The sequence below is a fragment of the Promicromonospora noduliphila genome, assembly GCF_056951025.1.
This window is the reverse complement of sequence record NZ_CM167806.1, coordinates 1,778,960-1,801,110: the sequence shown is the minus strand read 5'-3', so window position 1 is coordinate 1,801,110 and position 22,151 is coordinate 1,778,960. Positions and strand designations below refer to the sequence as shown.

General features: G+C 67.7%; 16 protein-coding genes. 8 read left to right on the top strand and 8 right to left on the bottom strand.

The window, feature by feature from the left end; all coding sequences use genetic code 11:
* The first annotated feature begins 176 nt into the window (after window positions 1-176).
* On the top strand, window positions 177-1,193 hold the full coding sequence (locus AC0QU1_RS07845; RefSeq protein ID WP_483575703.1) for a LacI family DNA-binding transcriptional regulator: 1,017 nt from the start codon (window positions 177-179) through the stop codon (window positions 1,191-1,193).
* A 279-nt stretch (window positions 1,194-1,472) separates the two neighbouring features.
* Here AC0QU1_RS07845 and AC0QU1_RS07840 read toward each other — a convergent pair whose 3' ends face one another.
* From AC0QU1_RS07840 to AC0QU1_RS07825, 4 genes are read right to left on the bottom strand one after another with little or no spacing between them, the layout of a single operon-like run.
* Window positions 1,473-3,875: a glycoside hydrolase family 31 protein gene (locus AC0QU1_RS07840; RefSeq protein WP_483575701.1), complete on the bottom strand. Its 2,403-nt coding sequence runs from the start codon at window positions 3,873-3,875 to the stop codon at window positions 1,473-1,475.
* 35 nt (window positions 3,876-3,910) lie between these two features.
* Window positions 3,911-4,762 carry a carbohydrate ABC transporter permease gene (locus AC0QU1_RS07835; protein WP_483575699.1) on the bottom strand — a complete coding sequence of 284 codons (852 nt, stop codon included), beginning with the start codon at window positions 4,760-4,762 and terminating at the stop codon, window positions 3,911-3,913.
* Window positions 4,759-5,691 (bottom strand): carbohydrate ABC transporter permease, encoded by a 933-nt coding sequence (locus AC0QU1_RS07830; protein ID WP_483575697.1) that lies wholly within the window; start codon window positions 5,689-5,691, stop codon window positions 4,759-4,761. Before AC0QU1_RS07830 ends, AC0QU1_RS07835 begins: the two co-directional genes overlap by 4 nt.
* Window positions 5,692-5,743: 52 nt before the next feature.
* Window positions 5,744-7,006 carry an ABC transporter substrate-binding protein gene (locus AC0QU1_RS07825; protein WP_483575695.1) on the bottom strand — a complete coding sequence of 421 codons (1,263 nt, stop codon included), beginning with the start codon at window positions 7,004-7,006 and terminating at the stop codon, window positions 5,744-5,746.
* Window positions 7,007-7,175: 169 nt separating this feature from the next.
* On the opposite strand from AC0QU1_RS07825, the gene AC0QU1_RS07820 reads away from it, so the two are divergent.
* On the top strand, window positions 7,176-7,796 hold the full coding sequence (locus tag AC0QU1_RS07820; protein ID WP_483575693.1) for a TMEM175 family protein: 621 nt from the start codon (window positions 7,176-7,178) through the stop codon (window positions 7,794-7,796).
* 73 nt (window positions 7,797-7,869) lie between these two features.
* Window positions 7,870-8,487 (top strand): glyoxalase, encoded by a 618-nt coding sequence (locus AC0QU1_RS07815; RefSeq protein WP_483575691.1) that lies wholly within the window; start codon window positions 7,870-7,872, stop codon window positions 8,485-8,487.
* Here the strand turns inward: AC0QU1_RS07815 and AC0QU1_RS07810 are convergent.
* Both AC0QU1_RS07810 and AC0QU1_RS07805 read right to left on the bottom strand, forming a co-directional pair.
* Complete coding sequence (locus AC0QU1_RS07810; protein ID WP_483575690.1) at window positions 8,438-9,073, bottom strand: uracil-DNA glycosylase family protein; 636 nt, start codon at window positions 9,071-9,073, stop codon at window positions 8,438-8,440. The genes AC0QU1_RS07815 and AC0QU1_RS07810 overlap by 50 nt on opposite strands.
* Window positions 9,073-10,314 (bottom strand): winged helix DNA-binding domain-containing protein, encoded by a 1,242-nt coding sequence (locus AC0QU1_RS07805; protein ID WP_483575688.1) that lies wholly within the window; start codon window positions 10,312-10,314, stop codon window positions 9,073-9,075. The genes AC0QU1_RS07810 and AC0QU1_RS07805 overlap by 1 nt, the downstream gene beginning before the upstream one ends.
* Window positions 10,315-10,478: 164 nt before the next feature.
* Here AC0QU1_RS07805 and AC0QU1_RS07800 point away from each other — a divergent pair, with 164 nt between their 5' ends.
* Both AC0QU1_RS07800 and AC0QU1_RS07795 read left to right on the top strand, forming a co-directional pair.
* Window positions 10,479-11,393: an NADP-dependent oxidoreductase gene (locus AC0QU1_RS07800; protein ID WP_483576650.1), complete on the top strand. Its 915-nt coding sequence runs from the start codon at window positions 10,479-10,481 to the stop codon at window positions 11,391-11,393.
* Between the two features lie 136 nt (window positions 11,394-11,529).
* On the top strand, window positions 11,530-11,838 hold the full coding sequence (locus tag AC0QU1_RS07795) for a hypothetical protein (RefSeq protein WP_483575686.1): 309 nt from the start codon (window positions 11,530-11,532) through the stop codon (window positions 11,836-11,838).
* 219 nt (window positions 11,839-12,057) lie between these two features.
* On the opposite strand, the gene AC0QU1_RS07790 is transcribed toward AC0QU1_RS07795, so the two are convergent.
* Both AC0QU1_RS07790 and AC0QU1_RS07785 read right to left on the bottom strand, forming a co-directional pair.
* Window positions 12,058-12,705 (bottom strand): LysE family translocator, encoded by a 648-nt coding sequence (locus AC0QU1_RS07790; protein WP_483575684.1) that lies wholly within the window; start codon window positions 12,703-12,705, stop codon window positions 12,058-12,060.
* Between the two features lie 179 nt (window positions 12,706-12,884).
* The gene (locus AC0QU1_RS07785; RefSeq protein ID WP_483575682.1) at window positions 12,885-15,044 is read right to left on the bottom strand and encodes an AIPR family protein; all 2,160 of its coding nucleotides are present in this window, start codon (window positions 15,042-15,044) and stop codon (window positions 12,885-12,887) included.
* Window positions 15,045-15,494: 450 nt separating this feature from the next.
* Here AC0QU1_RS07785 and AC0QU1_RS07780 point away from each other — a divergent pair, with 450 nt between their 5' ends.
* The 3 genes from AC0QU1_RS07780 to AC0QU1_RS07770 are packed head-to-tail and all read left to right on the top strand — an operon-like array spanning window position 15,495 to window position 22,070.
* Window positions 15,495-17,510 (top strand): type I restriction-modification system subunit M, encoded by a 2,016-nt coding sequence (locus tag AC0QU1_RS07780; RefSeq protein WP_483575681.1) that lies wholly within the window; start codon window positions 15,495-15,497, stop codon window positions 17,508-17,510.
* Window positions 17,507-18,799: a restriction endonuclease subunit S gene (locus AC0QU1_RS07775; RefSeq protein ID WP_483575680.1), complete on the top strand. Its 1,293-nt coding sequence runs from the start codon at window positions 17,507-17,509 to the stop codon at window positions 18,797-18,799. Before AC0QU1_RS07780 ends, AC0QU1_RS07775 begins: the two co-directional genes overlap by 4 nt.
* A 4-nt stretch (window positions 18,800-18,803) precedes the next feature.
* Window positions 18,804-22,070 carry a type I restriction endonuclease subunit R gene (locus AC0QU1_RS07770; protein WP_483575679.1) on the top strand — a complete coding sequence of 1,089 codons (3,267 nt, stop codon included), beginning with the start codon at window positions 18,804-18,806 and terminating at the stop codon, window positions 22,068-22,070.
* The last annotated feature ends 81 nt before the right edge of the window (window positions 22,071-22,151 follow it).

Below are 22,151 nucleotides of genomic sequence, written 5' to 3'. Positions count from 1 at the left end.
GACCAACGTTCACGGGACCCGCGCCGCCGTCGGCTGGAAGCGGGCTTCGCGGGGCTCCGGCGAAAGTCCGCTTCCAGCACGGCCTCAGGCCTGGTTCCGGGTGGAAAACCGTGCGTAATCACATGGTGGCGGCGGACTTCTCCGGGACGTCGAAACGCCGCGAGTAATCTTCCGTCATGGAACGGGTCACCCTGCAGGACGTCGCGGACCACGCGGGTGTCTCGATGAAGACCGTGTCCAACGTCGTGCGGGGGTACCGCCACGTCAGCCCGGGGATGCGCGAGCGCGTGCAGGCCGCCATCGACGAGCTCGGGTACCGGCCGAACCGCAGCGGCCGCAGCCTGGCGACGGGCCGGTCGAGCATGCTCGGGCTGGCCTTCCCGGACCTCCGGCGGCCGTACTTCGCCGAGCTCGCGCACGTGTTCGCGCGGGTCGCCGAGTCCCGCGGCTACCGCCTCCTGCTCGCGGAGACCGGCGGGACGGCGGACGGCGAGCGCTCGGTGCTGCGCGACCGCGAGGCCGGGATCATGGACGGGCTGGTCATCCACCCGCTGGTGCTGACCGCCACGGACCTCGACGAGCTGCGCCACGGCCTGCCGGTCGTGTTCCTCGGCGAGGACCCGCAGCCGCCGGCGGCCGACCAGGTCGCCATCGACAACGTCTCCGCCGCCGGCGACGCCGTGGCCCACCTCGTGGCGATGGGGCGCACGCGGATCGGCTTCCTCGGCCACGAGGTGGACCAGCTCTCTTGGACGTCCACGCTCCGGATCGAGGGGTACCGCAACGCGCTCGCGGCGGCGGGACTGCCGTTCGAGCCGTCGCTGCTCGTGCCCCGGGACGAGGGCGACGCGAGGGGCGCCGAACGGGCCCTCGACGCCGCGCTCGGCGCCGGCCTGGACCTGGACGGCCTGCTGTGCCGCGACGACCTCGCCGCCATCGGCGCACTCCGCGCCCTCCGCCGGCGCGGCCTGGACGTGCCCGCCGACGTCGCCGTCATCGGCTGGGACGCCATCGAGCTCGGCGCGAGCACCGCGCCGAGCCTGACCTCGGTCGCGCCGGACACCCGGGCGCTCGCCGAGCGCGCACTCGACCTCCTGCTCGACCGCCTCAGCGGCCGCACCGACCCGGGCCGGCACGTCACCGTGGGCCACGACCTCCTGTTCCGCGAGAGCGCCCCGGCCCTGCGCCGCTAACGACCCCGCAGACGCGGACCCCGGTCAGGCACCTTCCTCGGACGGTTGGCACTTGGTAACGCAGAATCGGCACCTTGCGCGACGAGGTCGTGACCGCACACCGCAAAGTCGGCACCTCGCACCGCCAGGTCGGCACTTCGCTCCGTCAAGTCGTGACTTTGCATCGAGATCGGTCCAGGCCTGTGCCGATCTCGATGCAAAGTCACGACCTCAAAGGAAGGTGCCGACTTCGGAGTGCCGACCTCGGTCCCGCTCCAGGCGCCGAGTCGCGGCAGGACCTCAGTCGCCCAGGTCTGCGGCAGCAAGCTGCTCCACCAGCGCCGCACGCACCGACTCCGGCAGGTCGACGGCGGCCAGCTCCGCCAGCTTCTCGGGCACGCTCCGGTCGCTGCTGACGACGTCCCACGCCTCCAGCTTCTCCGGGTTCCCCATCTGCGCGGCCTCCAGCACCTCGCGCGCAGCCGCGCGCCGGTCCGAGCCGACCCGGAGCGGCCCGCCGCCCACGCGCACCACGATCTCCGCCGACGGCGGCGCGGACGCGCTGATGCTCCACCGCCCGTCGATGCCGTCGACCGCTACGACGGCACCGTCCACCGTCACCGGCCCCTCCGGGAGCCCGGCCAGGAACGTCACCGTCCACTCCCGGCGCTCGGGCAGTACCGTAACCTCTCCCTGCGCCGGCTCGATCCTGAGCTCGCCGCGCTCGCGGTCCCAGCGCAGCGGCGTCCGCGCGGCGGGACTGGCGGCGCCGTCGCCGTCCTCCCCGTCCTCCGCAAGCACCAGCTCCCCCGATGCCCCCGGCGCCACCAGCACCTCAAGCACGGAAGGATTCCGCGTGGCATCGAGGTCAGCCCCGGCATCAAGCGGCAGGATCCCGCCCGCCCGCAGCAGCACCGGGACCGACCCCAGCGTCCGGTGCATCTCAACAGTCCGCCCGCCCCGGTAGACCGTGCCGGTGAAGATGTCGGTCCACAGCCCCTCGGGCAGCCAGACCCGCACGCTCCCCCGCAGCGACACGGCGTCCCGCGGCGTCGTGATCGGCGCGACCAGCAGCTCGCTGCCGAAGGCGTACTGGTTGGGCACCTCGTACGCCTCCCGGCGCCGCGGCTCCAGGTGGTACATCGGCCGCACCAGCGGGGTCCCGGCGGCGGCCCGGTGGTTCATCGTGTGCAGGTAGGGCACCATCCGGTGCCGGAACCGCAGCGCGTCCGCCATGGCGGCCCGGTGCTCGGGCGGGAACACCCACGGCTCCTTGCGGATGAACGGGTTGTTCGCCGAGTGCAGCCGCATGATCGGCGAGAAGACGCCGAACTGCACCCACCGGGTGGCCAGCTCGTCGTCGCGCACGCCGCGCGTGTGGCCGCCGATGTCGTGGCTCCACCAGCCGTAGCCGATGTTGGCCGCCGTCGCGGTGAACTCGGGCTGGAACGCCAGCGACGCCCACGAGACCACGGCGTCGCCCGAGAACCCGACCGCGTAGCGGTGGCTGCCCGGCCCCGCGTACCGCGAGAAGGTCATACCCGGCCCGCCGTCCCGGGCGGCGTCGATGTGGTGGAAGTGGTTCAGCACCCACAGCGGGTCCACGCCGGGCAGGCCCGAGCTGCGGCCCTGCTGCCAGTCGATCCACCAGAAGTCGACGCCCTGCGCTTCCAGCGGGTGGTGCAGCTCGCTGAAGTACGCCTGCAGAAACACCGGGTCGATCGGGTCGAACGGAATCGCATCACCGCTGTCCGGATCCACACCCATGGCGCGGGCCATCGCGGGGTAGGCGTCCTCGAAGGCGCGGACGCCGTCGGCCGGGTGCAGGTTCAGGGTGGTGCGCAGCCCGCGCTCGTGCAGCGCACGGAGAAATGCGGCCGGGTCCGGGAACAGCGAGGGTTCCCACGAGTAGCCCGTCCAGCCGCTGCCGAAGTGCGCGGGCACCGACTCGACCCGGTGCCAGTCCATGTCGATCACGGCCACCGAGAACGGGATCCCCTCGTCCTTGAACCGGTCCATCAGCGCCAGGTAGGACTCGTCGCTGTACGGGTGGTAGCGGCTCCACCAGTTGCCGAGGGCCCAGCGCGGCAGCCGCATCGGGTGCCCGGAGACCTGGTAGAGGTCACGGACGGCGTCGGCGTAGTCGCGGCCGTGGGCGAACACGTACAGGTCCCGCCGGCCCGGAACGCGGACGCCGAGCCAGCCGTCGTCGTCGTCGAACAGGAACGACGTCGAGTCGTCGACGACCCCGATCCCGCCGGGCGCCACGACGCCGGGCTCCAGCTCGATGCGGCCGTCGACGTCGTCGAGCGTCCGGGCGGTGCCGCCGAGGTCGCGCGTCGGCTCGCCGTACCGCCAGCGCCCCGAGTCGTTCCCGAGGATCTCGACCATCAGCCCGCTCGGCGAGAACTCCGCCCCGTCGTAGCGCAGCCGGGCGCGCCGCGTGGTGATCACCACGCCGTCCCCCACGCGTTCGACGGCGAAGTCGGCCGGCGGCAGGTCGCGCCGGATCGCGAACGTCGAGGCGCGGTCCTCGAACCCGCCGTCCGCCGAACGCTCGATGCGGAAGACGCCGTCGGACAGGACGGTGATGCGCCAGCCGGCGCCGTGCACCTGCTGCGCATCGCGGGCGCGCGGCGCCGCCTCCGGCAGCGGCCGGATGACGGGCAGGCCGGCCGTACGGCGGTCGACGATCTCGGACACGGTTCCCCCTCGTGGACGTTCAGTGCGCAACAGCGTCAGTGCTTGACGGCGCCCTGCGTCACGCCGCTGATCACCCAGCGCTGCGCGAACAGGTAGGCGATGATCGTCGGCGCCATCGCCATCAGGTACGACGCGAAGGCGACGTTGTAGTTGGTGCCGAACTGGCTCTGGAAGATGTTCTGCACCACGGGCAGGGTCTGCAACGCCGGGTCGGACGTGATGAGCGACGGCATCATGAAGTCGTTCCAGGACGCCAGGAAGGCAAAGATACCGACCGTCGCGTTCATGGGGCCGAGCAGCGGCAGGATGATCCGCCAGAAGATCTGCCAGGTGCTCGCGCCGTCGATCCGGGCGCTCTCCTCCAGCTCGACCGGGATGGACCGCAGGTACGCCGAGTAGAGCAGCACGCTGAACGAGAGCTGGAACATCGCGTGCAGGATCCCCACGCCCACCGGGTTGTCGAGGCTCGTGAGCGCGGTGAGCTGGATCTGCGGCAGCGCGACCACCGGGAACGGCAGGAACAGCGCGACCAGCAGGTACACCATGGACCAGCGGAAGAACCGCCGCTCCCAGTTCCGCGCGATCGCGTAGGCGGCCAGCGAGCTGAGGAACAGCGTCAGTACGACGGCGATGGCAGCGACCGCCAGGGAGATGCCGAACGAGACCGGGAACCGGGTGAGCTGCCACGCCTCGGCGAAGCTGCCGGGGTTGAGCGGGGCCGGCAGAGAGAACGCGTCGCCGTCGGCGGACTGTTCGCTGGTCTTGAATGCCATCGACAGCGTGACGTACAGCGGCACGAGCACGGTGAGCGACGCGAGGGCGAGCACGATCGTGAGGGGCCAGTTCGTGCGGTGCACGCGCCCGGCGGAAGCATCAACAGCAGTCACAGCCGGACCGTCCTTCCGCGGGTGGCGACGATCTGGGCCACGGAGATCAGCGCGGTGACGATCAGGAAGATCGTCGCGTTGGCCATCTGGTAGGCGTAGTCGCCGCCGGTGAAGCCGCCGAAGATCGTCATGGCCACGCTGCTCGTCGCCGTGCCGGGTCCGCCGCCGGTCAGGCCGACGATGATGTCGTAGACCCCGAGGTAGCCCTTCACCCCGAGGATCGTGTTGATCAGGATGAAGCCCGCGATGAGCGGCACGGTGATGGACCGGAACTGCCGCCACGGGGAGGCGCCGTCCAGCGCGCTCGCCTCGTACAGCTCGTTCGGGATCGAGGTCAGCCCGGCCGTGTAGACCAGCAGCGCGCCCGGGATGGTCTGCCAGGCCGACACGATCACGATGGACAGCCAGGCCAGGTCGGGGTTGCCGAGGATGCTCTCCTCCAGCGGCCCGAAGCCGACGGCGGTGGCGATCGCGGGCAGCGAGTTGGAGAACAGGAAGTTGAACACGTAGGCCACGACGATCCCGGAGACCACCATCGGGATGACGAACACGGTGCGCAGCGTGGTCGCGAACCGGATGCGGCGGGACAGGCCGACCGCGAGCGCCAGGGCGATCACCTGCGCGACGACGACGGTCACCACGGAGAACCCGAGGGTGAACCCGTAGGCCTCCAGGATCCGCGGGTCGCTGAACAGCGCCGCGTAGTTGCGCAGGCCCAGGAACGACCAGCTCCCGAACCCGACGTAGTCGGTGAGGCTGTAGAAGATGCCGATCAGCGCGGGGACGACGACGAACGCCGTGAACACGAGCAGCGTCGGGACCAGGAACAGGTAGTACACCGGCTCGACGCGCCGTCCGCCGCCGGCCCCGGGTCGCTGCGGTCGCCCTCCCTCCGCCGTCGGTAGGGGCAGTGTGGCTTGTGCTGTCATCGTCGCTCCTCGTCGAGCCGGGCCGGTTCCGGGCGATACAACGTTGTGCCAGTCATACGGTCGCGCCCCTTCCGGCCAGGCGGCGCCAGTCGGCGTCGAGCTGGCGCAGCATGCCCTCGAAGTTGCCGCTGCGGATGGCGGACTGCAGGTAGTTGCCCAGCGGGATCGACGTCGGCACGAACGTGCCTGCACCCTGGTAGAACGCCGCGCGGTCCACGTAGTCCTGCAGCCCGGCCAGTCGCTCGTCCTGCTGGGGCGGGGCGTCCTTGAGCGTCGAGTAGGCGAGGTTGTCGCTGTTGTAGGCGTTGATGATGTCGGGCCGCATGAGGAACTCGACCAGCTCGCGCGCCTCGTCCTGGTACCGCGACGCGGTCGGGATCCAGAGGCCCAGGTCGATGTTGACGCGGGCCTGCCGCTCGTCGGGGTTCTCGGAGACGGGCAGCGGGAACGTGCCGATCTCCAGGTCGGGGTCCACCAGTGCGATCTGGCTGAGCGCCCACGGCCCCTGGAGGTACATGGCGGCCTCGCCCTGGCCGAAGGCGAGGTTGCCGTCGGCGTAGGCGCGCACGGCGTGGTCGGGGTTGAAGTACGACGAGACGGTCTTCGCGCGTTCCATGGGCACGGCGAAGTCCTTCTCGAACGAGACGTCGGCGTCCGGGCCGACGTCGGTGCCGAGCTCCTTCATCCGGGCGAAGAACTCCCCCGGCGCCACCAGGCTGCCCACGGAGTAGTCGAACAGGCCCTGCCAGAGCGTCCAGGTGTCGCGGTCGGTGGCGTAGACCGGGGTGACGCCGGCCCGGGTGAGCTCGTCGCAGACGTCGACGAACTGCGACCAGGTCTCCGGGACGGGCAGGTCGTGGTCGGCGAAGATCCGCTTGTTGTAGATGACGCCGGCGGCCGCCAGCGAGTACGGCAGCACGCTCGTGCGGCCGGGGTAGGTGGCGTACTGGTCGGTCAGCTCGCCGATGTCGGTCCGCACCGTCCGCGCGGACGGCAGGTCGGACAGGTCCCCGAGCACGCCGCGCTTGATGTACCGGGCGAGCTCCAGGTTGTCGTTGAAGCAGCCGACGTCGGCGGGCTCGTTGCGCACGAACTGCGGCGCGATGGCCACCGTGGAGTCGTGCACGACGGTGATGCCGGGGCGCTCCTGCTCGAAGCGGCGCAGCAGCTCGTCGAAGTACGCGATCACCTCCTGCTTCTGCTCGTAGAAGCGCAGGGTGACGCCCCCGCCGGCGCCGCCAGAGGCTGAGGCGCACCCGGCGGCGCCGAGCGCGACAAGAGCTGCCGAGCCGGCCAGGAAGGAACGCCGGCTCACCGGGACGGAACGGCCAGAACCTGGACTCACACTGCATCTCCCCTGCTCGAACTCCGTTGCTCGCTGCGCCGTCGGAATTTACAGCGCTGTAAACAACCCGTCAAACGTCCGGCACTCCCGGGCGCCCGGCGGGGACCCGCGCGTGGCAGGATCGCACACGGAGGTCCTGATGAACACAGCACAGCCGCCGGAGCGCACCAGCGAGCGCCTCATCGCCTTCCTTGACGCCGCCATCGCCATCTCGATGACGCTGCTGATCCTGCCACTGATGGAGAGCGTCTCGGACGCGGTCACCGAGCAGCGGACCGTCGCCGAGTACGTCCGGGAGCACTCCTGGCAGCTGGTCGCCTTCACGCTCAGCTTCGTGATCATCGCGATGTTCTGGCGCCTGCACCACGGCATCCTGCGTGCGGACACCCCCGCGGGCCGACGGCGGACGACCCTGCAGTTCGCGTGGCTGTTCACCATCACGATGATGCCCGTGGTCACGGCGCTGACCGGCGGCCTGGACACCGACCGGGAGGTCGTGGCGTGCTACGTCGGCACGCTCGCGGTGAGCGCCTGGCTGCTGTTCTCGATCGCCGTCGTCGAGCGGCGCACCCGCACGGCAGCCGGGCTGCCCGTTGCGGCCACGATCGCCGCGATGCCACTGTCCCTGGCCCTGCTGTTCACGCTCGCCCTGCTGCTCGGGCTGTTGGTGCCGTCATACCTCTGGCTGTTCGTCATGGCGCTGGTGACCCCGCTGCGGACGCTCCTCGTGCGGGTCGGCGTCGTGGGGCGACAGCGGTGACGAGACGGCCACCCGGGAAGGCGGTCAGGAATCGAGAAGCGCCGCCCGCACGCCGCTCCATAACGTTGAGGGCATGGCACACATCGACTCCGTCACCCTCGAGGTGACCGACCTCAGCACCGCACGTTCCTTCTACGACGCCGCCTTCGACCTGGGCGACAGGCTCCACCTCCGCGAGACCGATGCCCCCACCAGCGGGTTCCGCGGCTTCCACCTGTCCGTCATCGCGTCCCAGCCGGCCAACGTCCACGCCCTGTTCGACGCCGCGGTCGACGCCGGCGCCACCGTTCTCAAGCCCGTCGCCAAGTCCCTGTGGGGCCACGGCGGCGTGGTCCAGGCCCCCGACGGCACCATCTGGAAGGTCGCGACGTCGGCCAAGAAGGACTCCGGACCCGCCGCGCGGGAGATCGACGAGATGGTGCTCCTCATCGGCGCGGCGGGCGTGTCGGCGAGCAAGAAGTTCTACGTGGAGCGCGGGCTGACCGTGGGCAAGAGCTTCGGTTCGTACGTCGACTTCAAGATGGGGTCCAGCCCGATCGGGTTCGGCCTGTACAAGCGGGCCGCACTCGCCAAGGACGCCGGCGTGCCGCCCGAGGGCTCCGGCTCGCACCGCCTCGCCGTCGGCAGCGACCTCGGGGAGTTCACCGATCCCGACGGGTTCGCGTGGGAGCCGGTGCGGGTGGCGCACTGAGGCTCTCGGCCACCAGCTTCCGCAGCACGGGCAGGACGTCGGACTCGAACCAGGGGTTCTTCGACTGCCAGCGGAAGTTGAGCGGCGACGGGTGCACGAGCGGGATCGTCGACGGCAGGTACTCGGCGTAGGCCCGCACGGTCTCGGTCAGGTTCGCCTTGGCCCGGCCGCCCAGGTAGTGCTTCTGGGCGTACCCGCCCACCAGCACGGTGAGCCGGAGCTCCGGCAGCTCGGCGAGGATCCGCTCGTGCCACAGTCCCGCGAAGTCCTTGCGCGGCGGCAGGTCGCCCGAGGCGCCCTTGCCCGGGTAGTAGAAGTCCATCGGGACGAGGGCGAACAGGCCCGGATCGTAGAACTGCTCGTCGTCGACGCCGAGCCAGGTCCGCAGCTTGACGCCGCTGGCGTCGTTCCACGGAACCCCGCTCTCCTGCGCCTTGCGGCCGGGCGCCTGGCCGACGACGGCGATCCGGGCGCCCGGCGCCGCGGCGTAGAGCGGCTCGTAACCGAGTTCCTGCGCCCAGGCGTTGGACGGGTGGGCGACGATCTCGGCCCGGATCCGGTCGAGAGTCCTCTCCACGGCCGTCATCAGAAGGTCTCGAGCTCGACGTCGACCGACGACGCGCCGCGCAGGGGCGCGACCTGCTCGGCCTCGTCCCGCAGCGCTTTCTTGTCCCGGGCCGACAGGGAGCCGAACGTCTTGAGGGTGAGGGTCAGCCTCCGGCCGCTCTTGCGCGGGCGCCAGGTGCCGACGATCCTGCCGTGGGCGAGGACCGTGCCCGGCTCCCCGACCGTCTTCCAGACGTCCCGGTGGTACTTCTTGTCGACGATCGTCGCACGGTCCCGCATCTGGGTGTACGGGTCGCGCGGCGGGAGCAGGCGCACGCCGTCCGGCATGGCCCCCTCACCGAGGGCGTTGCGGTCCTCGGTGAGCATCCACGACGGGCCGCCGAAGTCGACCCGGGTCAGCTCGTCCTCGACCTGGCTCCACCAGGGGTCGGCGTCCCCGGCCTGGATCCCCACCCATGCCGCGAAGTCGGCCCTGGTCGAGGGCCCGTAGCTGCGCAGGTACCGGCGGACCAGCTCGGCGCGCGCGACGTCCGGGTCGGTGTCCGGGATCGGCTGGTCCAGCCACTCGTCGACCAGCACGAACGGCGCCTTGTTCCCCTCTCGCGGCGCGAAGCAGACGACGCGCTGGAGCGTGAGGATCCGGACGCAGAAGTGCACGATGCCCTCGCCGAGCGGCTGCCCCTCGGCGTAGGGGCCCTCCTCCTGCCAGAGGTCGCGCTGTTTCTTGGGCAGCTCCTTGGCGACTCGCTCGGCCACCTCGGCGCCCAGCTCGTTGATGGCGAGCCGGCGCCCGGAGAGCACCGGGCCGATCGCGGCGTGGGTGAGCTCGACGGCCTCGGTCAGGCTCAGGCCGACCTTGTCCACGGCCGGCTCCACGCCGGCGATGAAGTGCCGCATCGCCTTTTCGGTCGGCGGCAGCACGCCGGTGGTGAACACCGGCGCGTCCGACGTCGGGAAGTAGAACGGCGACCCGCGCAGGGACCAGGTCTGCAGCAGGCTCTTGTCCTCGGCGACGGCGGCCGCGAGCCGGTCCTGTGTGAGGTCGCGGACCCTGGCGTGCAGCGCGAGCAGGGCCGAGCCGGGTGGGCTGTTCTGGATGCCGCAGCGGCCGGCGGCGGTGAGCAGGCCGCCGTCGTCGGACTGCTTGGTGCTGGTTGCGCCGCTGGTGCTGGCGCCGCTGGTGCTGCTCAAGCGTTCGGTGAGGTGGTGGGCGCCCAGGCGGAACGCGATGACGTCGTCGTTCGACACCTTGTCGGCCATTCGCCCACGTTATCGCCGTCCGGCGCTCGGGCGCCCGCCGCCATGTCGGCGGCCCCTGGGCCGTGTTGCGATCGGTACCGCACAGGGCAATCCTGTGTGCGCGCGAGTCCGGCACGACCGGACCGTCCGCCGGGACCGTGTGCCCACGAGGATCGGAGCGAATGATGAAGGCAGTCCGGTTCAGCCGGTTCGGGGGCCCGGAGGTCCTCGAGCTCGTGGATCTTCCCGACCCGCATCCCGGTCCGGGCGAGGTCCGGATCGCGGTGCGTGCGGCCGGCGTCAACCCGAGCGACTGGAAGAAGCGCCAGGGTCTGATGGACCAGGAGCTGCCGCAGACGATGGGCCACGAGGCGGCCGGCGTCGTCGACGAGGTGGGCGACGGCGTCACGGACGTGGCCGTGGGCGACCGAGTGTTCGGCCTGTCCCTGGAAGGCGCCCAGGCCGAGCTGGCGGTGCTCGCTTTCTACGCGCCGATCCCGCCGTCGCTCGGCTTCCCCGAGGCCGCGGCGCTGCCCGCCGCCGTCGAGACGGCGACACGCGCGCTGGACCAGCTCGGCGTCGCGGGTGGCGACACGCTGCTCGTCAACGGCGCCTCGGGAAGTGTCGGCGGCGCCGCGGTCCAGCTCGCCGTGGCGCGCGGTGCGCGCGTGATCGGCACCGCCGGCCCGGCGAACCACGAGTACCTGCGCTCACTGGGGGCCGAGCCCGTCGCCTACGGCGAGGGCCTGGTCGAGCGGGTCCGCGCCCTCGCGCCGGACGGCGTCGACGCCGCGCTCGACGTCGCGGGCAGCGGCGTGCTGCCCGAGCTCATCGGGCTCGCCGGCGGGCCGGAGCGCGTGGTGACGATCGCCGACTTCCTCGGCGCACGGGAGCACGGAGTGCGGTTCAGCAGCGGGGAGGACGGGCGCGCGGTGCACGCGCTGGCGGAGATCGGCGGGCTGATCGAGTCCGGGCGCTTCGCGCTCCCCGTCGCCCAGACCTTCCCGCTCGCCGACGTCGCCAAGGCGCACCGTGTGGGCGAGGAGGGTCGCGTGCGCGGCAAGCTCGTGCTGGTGGTCGACGGCGCCGTGGGCGGGTGATCGACTCCGCTGCGGGCGGGTGATCTCTGCGCCTCGACCTGTCGCCGCGCCGCCCTCGACCTACGTTGGAGGCTGCGGGGGCGGACCGGGTTTGCCCGACCTACCCGGACGCCCTCCACCACAAGGAGGTGGTGACATGAAGCGCGTGATCCTGACGTGCGTCGTCGCGGCGGGGCTGAGCCTGGGTGGTGCGATGTCGGCACATGCGGGCGAGACCAGCGGGACCGGCGCTCCGGTCCCTGGTGCGGCCAACGCCAGCTCGGCGTGCGCGTTCTCGGGCAGGGACCTGCCCGACGACCAGGAGGTCCAGCCGCCCGAGTTCGACGACGACTTCGTCACGGGCGGGCACGTCCAGAGCTACGGGAAGTTCGTGAGCCATGGGCTCAAGGCGGTGGTGCCGAGTCCTGGGGAGGCTTGCCGCGGGAACGTTGGGTTTGAGGAGTAGGGCTGGCCGACGGCGGGAGGGTGGCTGCCTGTCTGGGTGCGGGGTGATGGCGCGGGGCGTCTGTGGAGGGTGTCCCGCGTCATCGCTGGTCGTGCCGATCCTCGCTGACGGCGCTGTCCGGGTTCTTGGACGTCGTGGCTGCTCATACGGGTGGGCGGATCGCTGGGTGGTTCGGCGATCGTCGCGAGGTCCGACGCCGCCGGGTGGTTCGGCAGCGGGTCAGGCGGTTCGCTGGCTGCTGAACCCGAAGTACGCCGCGAACCCGATCAGGCAGAGGCCGGTGACCCGCTGGATCCACCGGTCGACCCGCACCGAGACGGACGCCTGCCGCAGTCGACTGCCGACCACGGCGTAGCCGGCCGCCACGACGAGCTCCACCAGCAGGTAGGCGACGCCCACGAGCAGGAGGCCAACGGTCACCGGTCCGGGGCCGGACACGAACTGCGGCAGCAGGGCGGCGAACAGCAGCACGGCCTTGGGATTGGTGCCCGCCACCACGAACTCCTCGCGGCTCAACGCCCATACGCCACGGGAGCGCACGCCGGGGCGCGCGGTGTCAGCGTCGACGGACCCGGGGACAGTGCGCCACGAGGACCAGAGGGCCTGGGCTCCGAGGTACAGGAGGTAGGCGACGCCGATCCACTTGATGACCGTGAACAGCCGCTCGGACTGCAGGAGCGCCGCGCCGAGACCCAGGCTGACCAGAACGACCATCACGGCGAACGCCGCCAGCCTGCCGACGACGGCGAGCATCGCTACGAGCATGCCCTCTCGGTAGGCGTTCCGGAGGCCTAGGAGCTGGTTGGCACCTGGGATGACGGAGATGCCGAAGGACGCCAGGATGAAGGCTGGCCAGTCGATGGTCACGGGATGGGAGTCTGCACTGGTGGTGGGGGTGGATCAATGGCCTGATGGGGACGGGCGGTGGCCCGGAACGAAATCCGGGCTGTCTGGCTCATCCTGTCCTGGTACCGCCTGGTACCCACTGGCCGAAGTGGGCAAGTTGGCCTGACGGCATCTCGGCGACGATCCGCATGGGTCCTCCTTCAACGAATGTCGGGCACGACGCCCTCCGGTTCTTCGCCGCCTTCGTCCAGCTCGCGCAGAATGCGCCAAGCCAAGTCAGATAGAACTTCGCCGGACGGGGTCTCCCACCGTTTGGTCCCCTGAACCGCCTTGGGCCGACGATCCCAGCCAGCGAGGTCCCACATATGCTCGACAAGTCGCGTCGGTGAGTACTGCTTGCCGTCGGCCGCCCAGAGAATCGGTCGCGTCCGATGCCGAACCCATGTCGCTCGGCGGCGACTCGGATCGGACGCAAGCCACTCTGCCATCGCCACGTTCTCGGGTCCTGAGCCCGCCGTCAGCAAGAGGGGCGCTCCCTCCTCCAACGCCGACCGCTCAATGAGGACCTTCACAGCCGGCGGCCGCTTCTTGTCTGGCCGAGCACGGCGATATTTATCCTGCGCTTTCCCGTCCTGCCCTGGACCCGAAACGACGCGCGCTGCAATTATTCGACATCGTCCGACGTCGGAGCAGGTGGCGCGGATCTGCGAGGTCTCGCCGTAGATCTCGTCGATCGCGGCTGCGACTGCAGGAACAAGCCGCTTGACCAGTCCGGGAACCTGCTCTGATGCCTGCCCATACCAGTCGACATCGGGGTCGTCGATTCCCTCTGGGTCCAGCTTCTGGAAGACCAGGTGGACGAGGAGGTAGGCGCCATGGTCAATGACCTGGCGTCCTCGGCCGGTGTAATGCGGACTGAGGCGTGACAGCTCAAGCCGCGCGTCACGAAGTACCCGAACGGCGTTCCACAGCAGTTGCGTTCGCGGCTGCTGTCGGAACAGCGTGTCGTAGATTCCGGACGTTCCCCGGCTCCAGAGCACTGTCGGATCGGTCGTGATCTTTGCGGCGAACTGGCTGTCCGGCCTAGCACAGGCTAGGGCAGTGGCGGCCTCGACAACCGAGCAACCGGAGCCGGGTGGCGGCGGCAACTCGCTCCGACGAACGGCATATTCAAGCCCGAGTTCAGTTCGCATGTCCTCAGCGATTGCGCGCTGCACAGGGTCCAAGGTGACCAGGTCGCGCGCCTCGACATGGTTCTGTCGGTTCGTGGCAAGCGTCACCTGCTTCGCGAACTCGGCGGAACCTTCAGTCTCGATGATGCGCACGTTGACACGAGCACGTGCCGCCTCGGGTTTCTCGGCAACAGCATCAGCGATAGTCCGGACAGTCTGCGCACCGTTAACCACACTGGCGTTGTGCAGACGGAGCACCAACGGCTCGTCCTGTGGGCTCACGACAGCGGGACGATTCGATGTGATCCGATCGCACAGGATCGTCACGCCGTTGTTCAGGTACTCGAACTTGGCGGGCTCGGAGTGAAGCGTCTCAATCATGGAGTTGTTGATAAGCGTGCGCCCGAGCGGGTCTCGAATGTTGTCCCGGTAGAGATTCGAGCCGTTCTGTGCCCACGCTGCAACCTGCTCGGCGCTGACACGCCCGTGGTACGACGTAGGAAGACCGATCTGATACCAGGGAAACAGCCGCGCGTCGAGATCGATAGGCGGCGGAGCAAGGTCCTCACGGAACGATTCATAGATGTCGCGTGCAACGAGGATGCGATGATCCAGGACGTCACCCGCCCGGTTGAAGTCGTCCTCCTCGTTGCTGATCGCGTACGCAAACCCCTCGCCAGGATCCTCACGCCGCATCAGCGCATACACCTGCGTCACTGGCACAGGCCCCGAAGTCATCACGCGCCTCGCATGTTCCGCGAGCGGCCGTCCACGCTCGTTGAAGGGCTCAAAGCTCCCTCGATCGATCATCCGGAGCCCGGCGATCATGTCCCGCACGGCCCCCTTGTCACCACGGGCGTTCCCATCGTCGCTCCACTTGCCCTGGACGACAAACACGTGCGGCTCGGGGTCCTCGACGACGGCGATTGCGTCGATACCCTGGTCTCCGAGCCCGTCGATGACCGTCTTCGCAGCCTCCTCGGCAGTGAAGTTGGTGACGATCCGAACCGCCTGAGCAGTCAGAGCACGTGACAACAGCCGCTGATCCCGTTGCTGGCCTGGAGCGACGTCGTCGATGTCGCTGACGTCAATCAGATCCGAGTCCAGGTAGATCTCACGCAGCCACTTCCTTGCGACACGGACTTGCGTCTGCACGTCGTCGCGCCGCCCGCGGGAGTCCTGGGCCACTTTTCATCTCCTTAGCAGCCACATCGGCCACGTCGCGATCACCTCTTACACGCCATGGAGACCATACCCAGACAGATCGGTCGTCGCCCTGGTCATCAGGGTGTGTCTCGCGACGTACGCTCCTCAATCGACGATCCGACACGTCGTTGGTCCTCGTCCCGAATCATCTGCCCGCATCCGGCGCAACGCCACGGTGCGAAGGCCTACGACACCACGGCTGTTTTGAACCTCTGTCCCTCGAAAATCTGTCGACGAATCACTCGCTCATCGGAGTCGGGATGTCAGCAAGCAGCACCGGCGTCATCGGCGAAGAGTCACCCAGTCCCGACGTCAACCAAACCTGTGCCACCAGGAGCGCAGCCAGGTACGCTCAATGCTCCGCGCCTGCGCGAGCGGCGCCGCTGTCGCCGCAGGCCAGACCGCACAACCGAACCGTGGAGCCACGCACCCGTGAGTCAGCTGAGCAATTTCGTGTGGGGCATCGCTGATGTCCTGCGCGGTCCCTACAAGCCGAACCAGTACGGGAACGTGATCCTGCCGTTCACGATCCTGCGCCGGTTGGAATGCGTGATGGAGCCGCACCGCGAAGTCATGATGCAGGTGGTCTCCGAGGCCAATACCAACGAGTACGGCACCGCATGGATCCAGTCGCAGCTCCGCCGCCGGACCCGCACCGACAGCTCCCCTGGCCTGCAGTTCTGGAACACCAGCGCCTACACCCTCGAGCGGGCACTGCAAGACCCAGACAACCTCGCGGCCAACCTGATCAACTACGTCAACGGCTTCTCCGCCGACATCGACGTGTTCAAGAACTTCGGGTTCGAGGCCCAACTCAAGGAACTTGACGAGCACGGCCGGCTCGGGCTCGTCACACGCGCTTTCGCCGACGTCGACCTACACCCATCTGAGGTTGACAACGCAGGCATGGGGGACATCTTCGAGAACCTGATCTACCGGTTCGCGGAGGCGTCCAACGAGCAGGCTGGTGACTTTTACACCCCGCGCGACGCAATCCGGCTCCTGGTGGACCTCGTCTTCGCCGAAGACCCTGATGCTCTGCGCGCGCCCGGCGTATCCCGCAGCGTGTACGACCCGACCGCGGGTACCGGCGGCATGCTGTCAGTGGCCGAGGAGCATCTATTGTCGATGAACTCGAAGGCGAACCTGTCGCTGTTCGCCCAGGAGATCAACAAGCACTCCTATGCGATCTGCAAGTCCGACCTACTCATCAAGGGCCAGGACGTATCGAACATCGCACAGGGAGACACGCTCGCTGACGACAAATTCGCCGGCCGCGGGTTCGACTTTATCCTGTCCAATCCGCCGTTCGGGCAGGACTGGAAGGCAGCCGAAGCAGCCGTGCGGGACGAGGCCGAACATGCCGGGTCCCGCTTCGAGCCCGGTCTGCCGGCAATCGGCGATGGCGCGATGCTGTTCTTGCTGCACGTCGCCTCCAAGATGCGCGACGTCGACGAGCACGGCCGTGGCGGCCGGGCCGGGATCGTGCTAAACGGGTCGCCGTTATTCAACGGAGGAGCGGGCTCTGGCCCGTCCGAAATCCGTGGCCACCTGCTGGAGAACGACCTGATCGACACGATCGTCGCCCTGCCGAACGACATGTTCTACAACACCGGCATCGCGACCTACCTGTGGATCCTGGACAACACCAAGGCTCCTGAGCGGAAGGGCAAGGTCCAGCTCATCGACGCCACAAAGTTCGCTAGCAAGATGCGCAAGTCCCTGGGCAACAAACGCGTCGAAATCAGCGAGGCCGACCGTGGCAAGGTCCTGGAAGCCTACGCGTCGATGACGACATCGGACATCTCCAAGGTCTTCGCCACCTACGACTTCGCCTACTGGTCCGTCACGGTTGAGCGCCCGCTGCGGCTGAACTTCGCATGCACGCCTGATCGAGTCGAGACCATCCGCACGCACAACAAACTTGGCAAGATCGACGGCCTGGCAGATTCGCTGCTGAGATTCGGCGACGCGTCCGACGGGCCCGGCGACCATCCGGGCCTCTACCGGAACCGCGAGAAGTTCCTCAAGGCGCTTAACCCGCACCTGCGGGCCGACGGCGTCTCACTGACCACGCCTCAGCGCAAAGCCCTGTGGCAGACACTCGGCGAGCGCGACGATAGTGCCGACATATGCACCGACAAGGACGGCAATCCGGAACCGGACACCGGTCTGCGTGACACCGAGATCGTGCCGTTCGGCTGGGGCGGCCATGCCAAGGTGCACGACGCCGCAGGCATGACCATCGCCGCATACTTCAACGCTGAGGTCAGGCCCAACTTCCCTGACGCCTGGGTCGACCACACCAAGACCAAGGTCGGCTACGAAATCCCCTTCACCCGGCACTTTTACCAGTACGTGCCGCCCCGACCACTCGAAGAGATTGACGCCGACTTGGACAAGGTGGTCGGCGAGATCCTTGAGCTCCTTCGCGAGGTAGAGAAGTGACAGCACGTGAGTCGTGGTTCGGTTCTCTCCCGCCGTCCTGGGAGGTCAAGCGTCTCGGCGCACTCGGGACACTCAGCAAGGGCAGTGGTGGATCGAAGGAGGATAATCGCCACGAGGGTGTCCCCGTCGTGCGCTATGGCGAGCTGTATACGCGGTTCGATACTGTCATCACGGACACGCATTCCTTCATTAGTGAGGACGATATACCGCGGTACACGCCTCTCCCGGCAGGAAGTATCGTTTTCGCTAGCTCGGGTGAAGATCCTGAAGACATCGGCAAGTCGGCTCTGTCACTCTTAGAAGGAAGGGTAGTGGTTGGCGGTGACACGGTTCTTTTCACACCTCACCTCAACGACATCAACCCGTTGTTCCTCGCCTATGCCCTCGAGTCACGGCCTTTAAAGGCACTGAAGGCCGTCCGGGCGACTGGGTTCACCGTCGTCCACATCAGCGCCGGGAGGTTGAAGACACTGCCCGTCCCAATCCCGCCACTGGATGGGCAGAAGCGTATCGCAGCCTTCTTGGACCAGGAGACAGCCCAGATCGATGCACTGATTGCTAAGCAGACACAATTGATCGACCGCCTGCATGAACGGCGAGCATCAGTTATCGCTAACTCAGTCGAGTCAACGCCGAGTCGCAGGTCCGGTGTGAGATTCAAGCACGTGATCTCAAGCGTTGTACAGGGATGGAGTCCGCAGTGTTATCCCTGGTCAGCCGATGGAATCGAGAAGTGGGCCGTTCTCAAGGTTGGGGCAGTTAACCGTGGGATATTTCGTCCGGAGCAGAACAAGGAGCTTCCAGACCATGAGGTTCCTCGGCCCGAAATCGTCGTCCGTCGAGGCCAGCTTGTAATGTCCCGCGCCAATACGCGCGAACTCCTTGGCAGTGCGGCAGTTGTCGAGGGCAACTATCCCCGTCTTATGCTCTCCGATAAATTGTATGCGCTCACGCTAGATGAGCATGTCGCTGAGCCAAGATTCGTCGCAAGCGTGCTTGGTACACGCAGGTTGCGTGACCTGATCGAGCTGAGAGCCGTCGGGGCAAGCCCGTCGATGCAGAATATCACTCAAGCGGACATAATGAACCTTCCTATGGAGTTGCCAGCGATTGCTGACCAGCGTCGAATTCTTGTCGACCTTGAGATCAGGACGACACAGATCGATCGACTCATAGCCAAAGCCCAAGAATTCATCGCCCTCGCACGTGAGCGTCGTTCAGCGTTGATCACGGCGGCGGTGACCGGTCAGATCGATGTGTCCACGGGAAAACGGCGCGGGGAGGCGTAGACGAATGGCTGGCGACGCGACGCGCGAGGACGCATTCGAGGCCGAGATCACCGAGTACCTGGCCGATCACGGCTGGCTGTACTCCCCAACAGCGGAGGGCTACGACCGTGCGCGCGCTCTGTTCCCACAGGACGTGTTCGGATGGCTTGAGGCAACGCAGCCGGACGAACTGGCGAAGGTCGTCACTGCAGGTTCGACGGCGGAAGCGAAGCAGCGCACACATCTCCTGGACACGCTGGTCAAGCGCCTGGATGCACCGATGTCTTCCGGTGGCGGCACGCTGAACGTTCTCCGGCGCCCATTGTCGCACATCAACGCAAAGTTCCGCATGTGCCAGTTCCGGCCGGCGAATGCCCTGAATCCGGACACGCAAGCGGCCTACGAGGCGGTGCGCCTCCGCGTCATGCGGCAGGTGACGTACTCACCCAGCGAGAGCGACACGTCGCCGTCAGGCCGGCTGGACCTGGTGTTCTTCGTCAACGGGATCCCAGTGGCGACCGTGGAGCTGAAGTCGTTCTTCAAGCAGAAGTGGCGGTCCGCGGTCGAGCAGTATCGCAAGGACCGCGATCCGAAGGGGCAGCCGCTGCTGACATTCGGGCGGGCACTCGTCCACTTCGCCGTGGACGACGACGAGGTGTGGATGACCACGAAGCTCGCCGGTCCAAAGACGCACTTCCTGCCGTTCAACCAGGGCACCCCGGACGCTGGGAAGGGGAATCCGCCGAACCCAGCCGGGCCTGCCACGTCGTACCTTTGGGAGCGGGTGTGGCAGCGCGACTCGTGGCTGAACATCCTGGGCGCGCTGATGTTCCTGCGCACCGAATCCGAGAGGGACCAGATCACCGGCCGCACCAAGAGGAGGACCGCGCTGATGTTTCCGCGGTTCCACCAGTGGGAAGCCGTGACCCGGTTGACCGAGACGGTCGCGGCGGAGGGCCCGGGTCAGCGTTACCTCGTGCAGCACTCGGCAGGGTCGGGCAAGACAAACACGATCGCCTGGACCGCGCATCGGCTGGCCCGGTTGCACGATGAGTCGAACCGCAAGGTGTTCGACAAGGTGCTGGTGATCAGCGACCGCCGGGTCCTGGACCGGCAGTTGCAGGACGCGGTACGCCAAGTGGACAACACTGCCGATCTGGTAACCACGATCGACGCGACCGAGATGCGGCGGGCGGGCGGATCGAAGTCGAGCGCGCTGGCAAGCGCGCTGAGCGGAAAGTCGTTGATCGTGATCGTGACGATCCAGACGTTCCCGTTCCTCGCCAAGCAGATGGCGACCGACCTCTCCGATCGGAACTTCGCCGTGATCGTGGATGAGGCACATACATCCCAGTCCGGCGCGACAGCCTCTGAGCTGCGCCGGATCCTGGCCGACAGCGGCGTGGATGTCCCCGAAGGTGCGGATATCTCGGCCGAGGATGTGATGAATGCGCGTATTTCCGCTTCGGCGGCCGCAAAGGCGAATCATCCGAACGTGTCTTACCTGGCATTCACCGCCACGCCGAAGAGCAAGACCCTGAGCCTTTTCGGCCGACCCGGGGCGAGCGGGCTGCCCGAGCCTTTCCACCTGTACTCGATGCATCAGGCGATCGAGGAGGGGTTCATCCTGGACGTGTTGCGCGGGTACCAATCGTATTCGACGGCATTCCAGATCGAGCAGCGCGCCGCCCAGGGGGTGCGGACGGGCAGCGGCGACGAGTACAGGGTTGTGGCGCGAGCAGTACGCGCCGAGGACGGCGTCGGCCAGCCCGGTGATCTCTTAGTGGACGCCGAGCTAGTGGACTCCAAGGCCGCGGCGCGCGGGATCATGCGGTTCGTCAAGCTGCACGAGGCAAACATCGGGCAGAAGATCGAGATCATCGTCGAGCATTTCCGCGCCAACGTGGCCCACCTACTGGAGGGACATGCCAAGGCGATGGTCGTGACTGACTCCCGGATCGCGGCGGTGCGATACAAGCGAGCGATTGACGAGTACATCAGGAACAAGGGTTACTCGCTCGGCACGATCGTCGCGTTCTCCGGGAAGGTAAACGACGAAAGGTACGGACTGACGGATGCGACCGAGCACTCCCAGAATCAAGATGCTGCCGGGAAGCATCTCGGGACGGATCTCGCTGCGGAGTTCCAGCGGGCTGAGTTCCAGGTGATGATCGTGGCCGACAAGTTCCAGACTGGGTTTGACCAGCCCCTTCTGTGCGCGATGTACGTCGACAAGAGGCTGCCGGACGTCCACGCCGTACAGACGCTCTCCCGGTTGAACCGGACCTACCGCACCCCGGCCGGGCAGGTGAAGGACGCCACGTTCGTGCTGGACTTTGTTAACGACCCCGCCGACATCCAGGCGGCGTTCGAGCCTTACTACCGCCAGGCACGGATCGAACGGGAGACCGATCCGAACATCGTCCATGGAATAGCGGCCAAGCTCGCCGAGGAGGACATCTACCTCCCCGACGAGGTTGAGCAATTCGCGCGTGCCTGGTTCAGGTACGACGACGGTGCGTCACCGAGCGAGGAACAGCGGCATGCCGCGCTCTCGGCTGCGGTCAAGCCTGCCAAGGACCGGTTTACCGAGCAATATTCGGCCGCGAGGAACGCTGACGACCGTGATGCGATCGAGCGGTTGGAGCTGTTCCGCAAGGACGCCGGCACATTCGTGCGGATGTACGACTTCATGTCCCAAGTCATCGACTACGGGGACACGGACCTGGAGAAGCTCTGCGCCTACCTACGCCAGCTCGTTCGGATCGTTGACGTCGACCGGGCCTCCTCCGAGGTAGACCTGTCCGACCTAGTGCTGGCCAAGGTCAAGCAGATCGACCGAGGCAAGGTGTCACTAACACTCGGTAGCGGTGGGACAGATGCCGCGCTACCCGCGATCAGCGGGGCAAGCTCGGGGACAGTTCGGCAGGATCCCGAACTGGTGCGCTTGTCCGACGTCGTGGCGCGGATCAACGACCTGTTTGGGGGCGAGTTGGGGCCCGAGGATATCGAGGGCTTCGTCAAGCCCGTCGCGTCCAAGGCGGAGGCGGCACCTGGCGTGGCCGAGCAAATCGACAACAACGCGCTGGACCAGTTCCTCGACTCGCGGCTGCTCACCGAGTCGATCCTCGATGCGATATTCGCGGCGGATGTCGCCAAGGGGAAACTTGCCGGAGTCGCCATGGGCGACGACCAGCGCGCGGCCACGCTGGTACGGATCATCGGCGAGTACATCTGGGAGACTCGTCGAGAGCGCCACGGTCGGGCGGGCGCGTCGCTCCCAGAGGGGTGAGCTCGGCGTGCTTATGGATGATCGGCGACGTCGACCCGTGGGCGCCAGCCTCGGCCGGTACACCGATATCAGGCCGGCCTT

Coding starts and splice junctions, on each gene's coding strand:
- AC0QU1_RS07845 (WP_483575703.1), top strand. CDS start 177: ATGGAACGGGTCACCCTGCAGGACGTCGCGGACCACGCGGGTGTCTCG.
- AC0QU1_RS07830 (WP_483575697.1), bottom strand. CDS start 5,691: ATGACAGCACAAGCCACACTGCCCCTACCGACGGCGGAGGGAGGGCGA.
- AC0QU1_RS07820 (WP_483575693.1), top strand. CDS start 7,176: ATGAACACAGCACAGCCGCCGGAGCGCACCAGCGAGCGCCTCATCGCC.
- AC0QU1_RS07815 (WP_483575691.1), top strand. CDS start 7,870: ATGGCACACATCGACTCCGTCACCCTCGAGGTGACCGACCTCAGCACC.
- AC0QU1_RS07810 (WP_483575690.1), bottom strand. CDS start 9,073: ATGACGGCCGTGGAGAGGACTCTCGACCGGATCCGGGCCGAGATCGTC.
- AC0QU1_RS07805 (WP_483575688.1), bottom strand. CDS start 10,314: ATGGCCGACAAGGTGTCGAACGACGACGTCATCGCGTTCCGCCTGGGC.
- AC0QU1_RS07800 (WP_483576650.1), top strand. CDS start 10,479: ATGAAGGCAGTCCGGTTCAGCCGGTTCGGGGGCCCGGAGGTCCTCGAG.
- AC0QU1_RS07795 (WP_483575686.1), top strand. CDS start 11,530: ATGAAGCGCGTGATCCTGACGTGCGTCGTCGCGGCGGGGCTGAGCCTG.
- AC0QU1_RS07770 (WP_483575679.1), top strand. CDS start 18,804: ATGGCTGGCGACGCGACGCGCGAGGACGCATTCGAGGCCGAGATCACC.